The sequence below is a fragment of the Tepidimonas thermarum genome, from assembly GCF_007556705.1.
GTDB classification, from domain to species: Bacteria; Pseudomonadota; Gammaproteobacteria; order Burkholderiales; family Burkholderiaceae_C; genus Tepidimonas; species Tepidimonas thermarum.
Genome location: NZ_VJOL01000008.1, coordinates 56811 through 64767, shown reverse-complemented (window position 1 = coordinate 64767; position 7957 = coordinate 56811). Strand labels below are relative to the sequence as shown.

10 protein-coding genes are annotated in these 7957 nt (G+C 65.7%); 9 read left to right on the top strand and 1 reads right to left on the bottom strand.

Annotation, left to right across the window (positions count from 1 at the left end):
* Positions 1–388: transposase (locus Tther_RS03770; protein ID WP_221933992.1), on the bottom strand; the 388-nt coding region annotated here is incomplete at its 3' end.
* Positions 389–907: 519 nt separating this feature from the next.
* Between Tther_RS03770 and Tther_RS03765 the strand changes: the two genes are divergently transcribed.
* Genes Tther_RS03765 through Tther_RS03725 form a run of 9 tightly spaced genes read left to right on the top strand, consistent with a single transcriptional unit; the run spans position 908 to position 7957 of the window.
* Complete coding sequence (locus tag Tther_RS03765) at positions 908–1984, top strand: hydrogenase small subunit (RefSeq protein ID WP_143901072.1); 1077 nt, start codon at positions 908–910, stop codon at positions 1982–1984.
* 20 nt (positions 1985–2004) lie between these two features.
* Complete coding sequence (locus Tther_RS03760; RefSeq protein WP_143901070.1) at positions 2005–3864, top strand: nickel-dependent hydrogenase large subunit; 1860 nt, start codon at positions 2005–2007, stop codon at positions 3862–3864.
* A gap of 26 nt (positions 3865–3890) precedes the next feature.
* A complete protein-coding gene (locus Tther_RS03755; RefSeq protein ID WP_143901067.1) occupies positions 3891–4493 on the top strand; it encodes a HupE/UreJ family protein in 603 nt (200 codons plus the stop codon).
* Positions 4494–4521: 28 nt separating this feature from the next.
* Complete coding sequence (gene cybH, locus Tther_RS03750) at positions 4522–5268, top strand: Ni/Fe-hydrogenase, b-type cytochrome subunit (protein ID WP_143901065.1); 747 nt, start codon at positions 4522–4524, stop codon at positions 5266–5268.
* Positions 5269–5272: 4 nt separating this feature from the next.
* Positions 5273–5602 (top strand): HigA family addiction module antitoxin, encoded by a 330-nt coding sequence (locus Tther_RS03745; RefSeq protein ID WP_246098897.1) that lies wholly within the window; start codon positions 5273–5275, stop codon positions 5600–5602.
* A 21-nt stretch (positions 5603–5623) separates the two neighbouring features.
* Positions 5624–6289, top strand: coding sequence for a HyaD/HybD family hydrogenase maturation endopeptidase (locus tag Tther_RS03740; protein WP_143901063.1), 666 nt, complete (start codon positions 5624–5626; stop codon positions 6287–6289).
* A gap of 3 nt (positions 6290–6292) precedes the next feature.
* On the top strand, positions 6293–6595 hold the full coding sequence (locus tag Tther_RS03735) for a HypC/HybG/HupF family hydrogenase formation chaperone (RefSeq protein WP_143901061.1): 303 nt from the start codon (positions 6293–6295) through the stop codon (positions 6593–6595).
* Between the two features lie 16 nt (positions 6596–6611).
* The gene (locus Tther_RS03730; RefSeq protein WP_143901059.1) at positions 6612–7064 is read left to right on the top strand and encodes a thioredoxin domain-containing protein; all 453 of its coding nucleotides are present in this window, start codon (positions 6612–6614) and stop codon (positions 7062–7064) included.
* A 29-nt stretch (positions 7065–7093) separates the two neighbouring features.
* Positions 7094–7957, top strand: coding sequence for a hydrogenase expression/formation protein (locus Tther_RS03725; protein WP_143901057.1), 864 nt, complete (start codon positions 7094–7096; stop codon positions 7955–7957).

The window sequence follows — 7957 nt, the reverse complement described above, 5'->3', positions numbered from 1 at the left end:
CAAGGTGCGCGTTGATGGTGGCAAAGATGGCTTCGGTCAGGTGCCGCTCTTGGAGCACGCGGCGAAATTTCAACAGCGTGGTGGCGTCCGGTGCGGCCTCGCGCCCAAGGTCGATGCCCACAAAGCGCCGTATCGCCTGGCTGTCGTAGATGGCGTCTTCCATGGCTTCGTCCGACAGCCCAAAGCAGTTTTGCGCGATGTACATGCGCAGCATGCGCTCCAGCCCTATCGGTGGGCGGCCTCTGCCGCCGCCTTTTGGATAGTGTGGCTCGATGGCGGCGAGCAGCTCCTGCCACGGCAGGATCGCCTCGATTTGCGCCAGCAGACGCTCGCGTCGGGTTTGGCGCTTCTTGTTGGCATACTCGTAGTCGGAAAAGCTGGTCTGCATCATCGCTGCTACTGCCCCCAAGCCGTACCAGGGATTGTTCCACATCCTGCGGCGCTCAGGCTTCCCGCGCAGGGGGCGGGAGGGGAATAAATCAGTGTTTCCCTAACGGCGCCTGGCGCCGACGACCGCGGGGGCCGAGGGGACGACCCAGTCCTGACCAAAACACCTCCAACACCATAGCGTCCAGCACAGACGCCCCGTGAAGCAGCCGACCAAAGGGTCGGCTATTTTTGCCTGTTGCCGGAGCAAGTGTCTCGATGGTAGTGGTCATTGCTCTTCCGGTTTGATGATGAAAACGGAAGATTTCCAGACATTTGTGGACCTTGAGCAGGAGCCATTCCTGCTGCGACCTCAAAATATGTTCTGAAACATCAATGCCTTGTGTGATGTTGTCGGTGTTTTCCCTTGTGCTTGAGCATGTGGCCCGTGGTTTGCAAAAGGACACACGCCTGCCCATGCCGTTGCCGCCACGGACGAGGCCGGACTCCACCCAACACCACGCCACGGAGACAAGCCACGATGGAAACCTTCTACGAGGTCATGCGCCGCAAGGGCATCTCGCGCCGCAGCTTCATGAAGTACTGCTCGCTCACCGCCACCTCGCTGGGGCTGGCGCCGAGTTTTGTGCCGCAGATCGCCCACGCCATGGAAAACAAGCCGCGCACCCCGGTGCTGTGGCTGCACGGCCTCGAATGCACCTGCTGCACCGAGGCCTTCATCCGCTCGGCCCACCCCCTGGCCAAGGACGTGGTGTTGTCCATGATCAGCCTGGACTACGACGACACCCTGATGGCTGCCGCTGGCCACCAGGCCGAGGCCATCCTCCAAGAGGTCATGACCAAGTACAAGGGCAACTACATCCTCGCGGTGGAGGGCAACCCGCCGCTCAATGAGGATGGCATGTTCTGCATCCAGTCGGGCAAGCCCTTTATCGAGAAGCTGCAGAAGGTGGCCAAGGATGCCAAGGCCATCATCGCCTGGGGTTCGTGCGCCAGCTGGGGTTGCGTGCAGGCCGCCAAGCCCAACCCGACCCAGGCCACGCCGATCCACAAGGTCATCACCGACAAGCCCATTATCAAGGTGCCGGGCTGCCCGCCCATCCCCGAGGTGATGACGGGCGTGATCACCTACATGCTGACCTTTGACCGCATCCCCGAGCTGGACCGCCAGGGTCGCCCGAAGATGTTCTACAGCCAGCGCATCCACGACAAGTGCTACCGCCGCCCGCACTTCGACGCCGGCCAGTTCGTTGAGGCCTGGGACGACGAGTCCGCGCGCAAGGGCTACTGCCTCTACAAGGTTGGCTGCAAGGGGCCGACCACCTACAACGCTTGCTCCACGGTGCAGTGGAACGAGGGCACGAGCTTCCCCATCAAGGCCGGCCACGGCTGCATCGGCTGCTCCGAGGACGGCTTCTGGGACAAGGGCTCGTTCTACGACCGCCTGACCGACATCCACGCCTTTGGCATCGAGGCCAACGCCGACCGGATCGGCGGCACGGCGGCCGCGGTCGTCGGTGCCGCAGTGGCGGCGCACGCCGCGATCTCGGTGGCCAAGCGCTCGCGCGACACCTCCAAAGCCAAGACCAACGCCTGAAGCAGCAAAAGGACACGACCATGGGTGCGTACGAAACACAGGGCTTCAAGCTCGACAACACCGGCCGGCGCATCGTCGTCGACCCCGTGACCCGCATCGAGGGCCACATGCGCTGCGAGGTCAACCTCGACAGCAACAACGTCATCCGCAACGCGGTGTCCAGCGGCACCATGTGGCGCGGTCTGGAGGTGATCCTCAAAGGCCGCGACCCGCGCGACGCCTGGGCCTTCGTGGAGCGCATCTGCGGCGTCTGCACCGGCTGCCACGCGCTCGCCTCGGTGCGCGCGGTGGAAGACGCGCTGGGCATCCGCATCCCGCTGAACGCCCACCTCATCCGCGAGATGATGGCCAAGACCCTGCAGGTCCACGACCACGCGGTGCACTTCTACCACCTGCACGCGCTCGACTGGGTAGACGTGGTCTCGGCGCTCAAGGCCGATCCGAAGAAGACCAGCGAGCTGCAGCATCTGGTGTCGCCCGCGCACCCGCTGAGCTCGCCCGGCTACTTCCGCGACGTGCAGAACCGCCTCAAGAAGTTTGTCGAAAGCGGCCAGCTGGGTCCGTTTTTCAACGGCTACTGGGGCTCCAAGGCCTATGTGCTGCCGGCCGAAGCCAACCTGATGGCCGTGACCCACTACCTCGAAGCCCTGGACCTGCAGAAGGAATGGGTGAAGGTGCACACCATCTTCGGTGGCAAGAACCCGCACCCGAACTACATGGTCGGCGGCGTGCCCTGCGCGATCAACCTCGACGGCAACGGCGCGGCCGGCGCGCCCATCAACATGGAGCGCCTGAACTTCGTCGAGGCCCGCATCAAGGAGATGATCGAGTTCAACAACAACGTCTATATCCCGGATGTGCTGGCCATCGGCACCCTCTACAAGCAGGCGGGCTGGCTCTACGGTGGCGGCCTGTCCGCCACCAACGTGGCCGACTACGGCACCTACGAGAAGGTGCCCTACGACCACAGCACGCACCAGCTGCCCGGCGGTGTGATCCTGAACGGCGACTGGAGCAAGATCCACGAGATCGACCCGCGCGACCCCGAGCAGGTGCAGGAGTTCGTGACCCACAGCTGGTACCAGTACGGTGACGAGACCAAGGGCCTGCACCCCTGGGACGGCGTGACTGAGCCCAACTACAAGCCCGAGGGGCCGAACTTCAAGGGCACGCGCACGAAGATCGAGAACCTGGACGAAAGCGCCAAGTACAGCTGGATCAAGTCGCCGCGCTGGCGCGGCCACGCGGTCGAGGTCGGCCCGCTCTCGCGCTACATCCTGGGTTACGCCCATGCGATGAAGGGCCACAAGTGGTGCCAGCGCGTCAAGGAACAGGTCGACGGTGCGGCCGTGGCCATCAACAGCGCGATCCCCAAGGCCCTGGGCCTACCGGAGACGCAGTTCACTGCCAAGCAACTGCTGCCCACCACCATCGGCCGCACCCTGGCGCGTGCGCTGGAAAGCCAGTACGCCGCCGAGATGATGATGGACGACTTCCGCCAGTTGGTGGGCAACATCAAGGCCGGCGACACGTCGACCGCCAACGTCGAAAAGTGGGACCCGGCCACCTGGCCGAAAGAGGCCAAGGGCGTGGGCACGGTGGCCGCGCCGCGCGGCATGCTGGGCCACTGGATCAAGATCAAAAACGGCAAGATCGAGAACTACCAGTGCGTGGTGCCCACCACCTGGAACGGCTCACCGCGCGACGCCAAGGGCCAGATCGGCGCCTTCGAGGCCGCGCTGATGAACACGCCCATGGTCAACCCCGAGCAGCCACTGGAGATCCTGCGCACGCTGCACAGTTTCGACCCCTGCCTGGCCTGCTCCACCCACGTGATGAGCCCGGACGGCCAGGAAATGGCCCGCGTGACGGTCCGCTGAACACACCCGACAACGAGGAGATACACATGCAATTCCAAACCATCCGTCGCGCGGCCGCAGCCGCGCTGCTGGCCGGTCTGGCCGGCGCCGCCCAGGCGCACACCGGTCACGGCACCAGCAGCTTCATGGAAGGCCTGGTCCACCCCTTCGGTGCGGATCACCTACTGGCCATGGTGGCCGTGGGCGTCTGGTCGGTCAGCGCGCTGCCACAGGGCAAGGCCTGGCAGGGCCCGGCGACCTTCATGCTGGCGCTGGTGATCAGCGCCGCACTCGGCGCAGCCGGTGTCACCGTGCCCTACCTGGAGCACGCCATCTCGCTGTCGGTGGTGCTGTTCGGGCTGATGCTGATCGTGGCCACCCGTCCGGCGCCGGCGGCCATCGGCTTGGGCCTGATCGCCGCCGCCTCGTCACTGCACGGTCTGGCCCACGGTTCGGAAACACCCGAGACCGGGTTCGCCGGGTATGCCGTCGGCTTCCTGCTGACCACCGCCGCGCTGCACATCGGTGGGGTCGGCATCGGTCTGGCAATCAAGCGCTGGCTGGGGCAACGCAGCGGTGTGGCCCTGGGCGGTCTGGGCACGGCCCTGAGCGCCGCCGGCGTCTACCTGTTCAGCCAGCTGGCCGCCTGACGGCCCGCCCCTCGCACGGGAGCACACCATGTCCACCCTGTCTGCAGAAGAACTGGTCCGGCAGCGCCTGGCCGATATCACCGGCATCGACGAAAGCGCCGTCTCGCACGGCCAGAGCACCAAGTCGGTCTATGTGTACGAAGCCCCGGTGCGCGTCTGGCACTGGGTCAACGTCGTGACCATCACCGTGTTGTGCCTCACCGGCTACTTCATCGGCAAACCGCTGCCGACCATGCCCGGCGAAGCCAGCGCGAACTACCTGATGGGCTACATCCGCTTTGTGCACTTCACGGCAGGCTACATCATGGCCATCGGCCTGTTGGGCCGCGCCTACTGGGCGCTGGTGGGCAACCACCATGCGCGCGAGCTGTTCTGGGTGCCGCTGTTTCACAAGGCCTATTGGACCGAGGTGTTCAAGATGCTGCTCTGGTACCTGTTCATCATCCCCAAGCCAAACCAGTATGTGGGCCACAACCCGCTGGCGCGCCTCGCCATGTTTGCCGGCTACCTGATGCTGTCGATCTTCATGATCGTCACCGGCTTTGCGCTCTACAGCGAGGGCGCGCAGGCCGGTTCGTGGCAGGACATGATGTTCGGTTGGGTCATCCCGATGTTCGGCCAGAGCCAGGATGTGCATACCTGGCACCGCCTGGGCATGTGGGCCATGATCATATTCATCACGCTGCACGTCTACGCCGCGATCCGCGAAGACATCATGGGGCGGCAGTCGATCGTGTCCACGATGATCTCGGGCCATCGGACGTTCAAGGACTGATGCCGTGAACCAGCCTGCTGGCAGCTGGGTCATTCCACCGCGTGGCGTGCCGGTGCGCGCGCCGCTGCACCCGGGGCGGCTGCTGGCGCGCACCTGCCTGGTGCCGCTCTCGCTCAATCAGAACGAGGCTGCCCGACTGCTAGGCCTCTCGCGTCGACGCCTGCACGAACTGGTGCACGGCCAGCGCGCCATATCGGCCGACACCGCCATCCGCTGTGCGCGCTTGTTTCGTATCGACGCATCGTTCTGGCTCGCGCAGCAGGCGGCCTGGAACAGCTTCCACGCCTGGAAGCGGTTGCCCTCGGCGTCGGCCCCTTCCGCTTCCCCCCGCTGATTTCACACCGGTCTGCCTGCCATGAGCGCCATTGCGACCAAATCCACCTGTCACCCCGGTGGTGACACCCTGCCGGCCCGCATCGTGGTGCTGGGCATCGGCAACCTGCTCTGGGCCGACGAAGGCTTTGGTGTGCGATGCATCGAGGCGCTGCAACAGCGTTGGGAGTTTGCCGACCACGTGCAACTGATCGACGGCGGCACCCAGGGCCTGTACCTGATTCAGCACGTGCAGCAAGCCGACGCGCTGCTGATCTTCGATGCGATCGATTACGGCCTGGCACCCGGAACACTCAAGACTGTGCGCGACGACGAGGTGCCGCGCTACATGGGTGCCAAGAAAATGAGCCTGCACCAGACCGGCTTCCAGGAAGTGCTGTCGCTGGCCATACTCACAGGCAAATACCCGCAGCAGGTGCTGCTGATCGGCTGCCAGCCGCAGGAGCTGGAGGACTATGGCGGCAGCCTGCGCCCAGTGGTGAAGGCCGCGATGGAAGAGGCGCTGGCCCTCGGTGTGGCCGAGCTCGAACGCTGGGGCGCGCGACCGGTAGCGCGCCGCACGCCGTTGGCTGCCCGCGAGGTCGTGACACCGAACGAACTGGCGCTGACCGCGTACGAAGCGCAACGGCCGTCGGCGGAAGAGGCCTGCCGCATTGGCGATGAGCGCTTCATGCTCAAAGGTGCTTGAACCATGTGTATCGGCATCCCCATGCAGGTGATCGAAGCCGACGGCCGCTTCGCGCTGTGCGAAGGCCGCGGCGAGCGCCGTCGCATCAACACCGCGCTGGTCGGTGACGTGGTGTCAGGCGACTGGCTGCTGGTCTTTCTCGACGACGCGCGTGAGCGCATCGATGCGGACCGTGCGGCCGGGGTGAACGCCGTGCTCGACCTCGTACTCGGCGTCATGCAGGGCGCAGACCTTGCGGTCGACATCGACTTCGCATTGCCGTCGCGGATGAGTGCCGATCAACTTCGGGTCTTGACGGGCCAGTGAATTTTCAGGAGACACCATGATCGAAGCGACAGGAGCCCACGCCCCGCTGATCCAACGCCTGGTCCGAGATTTCGGCGCCGCCTGGGTCGACGAAAACACCGTGTCCGACTGGACCACCGGCGGCGGAGATCGCGTCGTGCTGCTGGCCGGCGACCCGGTGCGGTTTCCGGAAGGCGTGGACGTGGCGGCCGTGCTGCCCGAACTGATGAAGGCCTTCCCCCAGCGTTTCGCCGTGGCGGTGGTGCCGCGCGACAGTGAGGACGCGGTCGCCAAGCGCTACGGCTCGCAGCGCTGGCCCTCGCTGCTGTTCTTCCGCGACGGGCAGTACGTCACGGCAATCGCCGGCATGCAAGACTGGGATGTGTACCTGGCCAGCGTCGCTGCCGCGCTAGCCACGCCGCCCTCGCGCCCGCCCACCATCGGCATCCCGGTCGTCAGCCACACCGCTGGCGGCAGCCACTGCCGCTGAGCCCGCCGCGCAACCCCGAAGGAACCCGCATGAAAGCTTTCCCGATTCCCGTGGTGGCCCTGGATCCCGGTACCCAGACCGAAGACGAGACGCTTAACTACCTCGTCATGCCCAAGGACATGGACACCTGGCGGCCGCCCGTGCTGCCCGAGCCGGAGGCCCTAGTCAGCCGGCCCAAGGCGAGGGCCGCCCTGGGCTGTGTGCTGGCGCTGCTGGACCGGGCCGCGCAAGGCGAGGCCGGCGGACAGGTCAGCCTGCTGGACCTCCCGGCCACCGACCTGCAGCTGGTCAACCAACTCCTCGGCGAAGGCGAGGCCAGCGCCCTGGTGCGCACGGAGGGCTCACCGCTGGAAGTGCGCATACAGGAGTCGGTGTTCGCCGGCGTCTGGCGCGTGATGAGTTTTCACGCCGGCGCTCGGGTGGACGACGTGGTCGAGGTCGGCCCCATCCCCGCGCTGCTGCGCGCCGCCGCCGCCGAAGATGCCGAGAGTGTCTACCAGCCCTGGCGTGGCCCCCTGCCACCCAACGTGCAGAATGCGCCGCTGCTGGTCGAGGAGATCCGCGACCAGACCGCGCGCTGGCAGCCGGGACATCCGCCGTACGTGATCAACCTCAGCCTGCTGCCGGTCACGCCGGAGGACATCGCCTTCCTCGACCACCAGCTGGGCACCGGCCGCGTGCTCATGCTCTCGCGCGGATACGGCAACTGCCGTATTACCAACACGCGGCACCCCAACTGCTGGCGCGTCGTGTACTACAACTCCATGGACAGCGTGATTCTCAACACCGTCGAGGTGGTGGACATGCCCGCAGTGGCTGTGGCTGCGCCCGAAGACCTGCGTGATTCGCACACCCGCCTAGGCGATGTGCTGGCCTATCTCGAATCTGCCTGA

Coding starts and splice junctions, on each gene's coding strand:
- Tther_RS03760 (WP_143901070.1), top strand. CDS start 2,005: ATGGGTGCGTACGAAACACAGGGCTTCAAGCTCGACAACACCGGCCGG.
- Tther_RS03765 (WP_143901072.1), top strand. CDS start 908: ATGGAAACCTTCTACGAGGTCATGCGCCGCAAGGGCATCTCGCGCCGC.
- Tther_RS03730 (WP_143901059.1), top strand. CDS start 6,612: ATGATCGAAGCGACAGGAGCCCACGCCCCGCTGATCCAACGCCTGGTC.
- Tther_RS03755 (WP_143901067.1), top strand. CDS start 3,891: ATGCAATTCCAAACCATCCGTCGCGCGGCCGCAGCCGCGCTGCTGGCC.
- Tther_RS03740 (WP_143901063.1), top strand. CDS start 5,624: ATGAGCGCCATTGCGACCAAATCCACCTGTCACCCCGGTGGTGACACC.
- Tther_RS03725 (WP_143901057.1), top strand. CDS start 7,094: ATGAAAGCTTTCCCGATTCCCGTGGTGGCCCTGGATCCCGGTACCCAG.
- Tther_RS03735 (WP_143901061.1), top strand. CDS start 6,293: ATGTGTATCGGCATCCCCATGCAGGTGATCGAAGCCGACGGCCGCTTC.
- cybH (WP_143901065.1), top strand. CDS start 4,522: ATGTCCACCCTGTCTGCAGAAGAACTGGTCCGGCAGCGCCTGGCCGAT.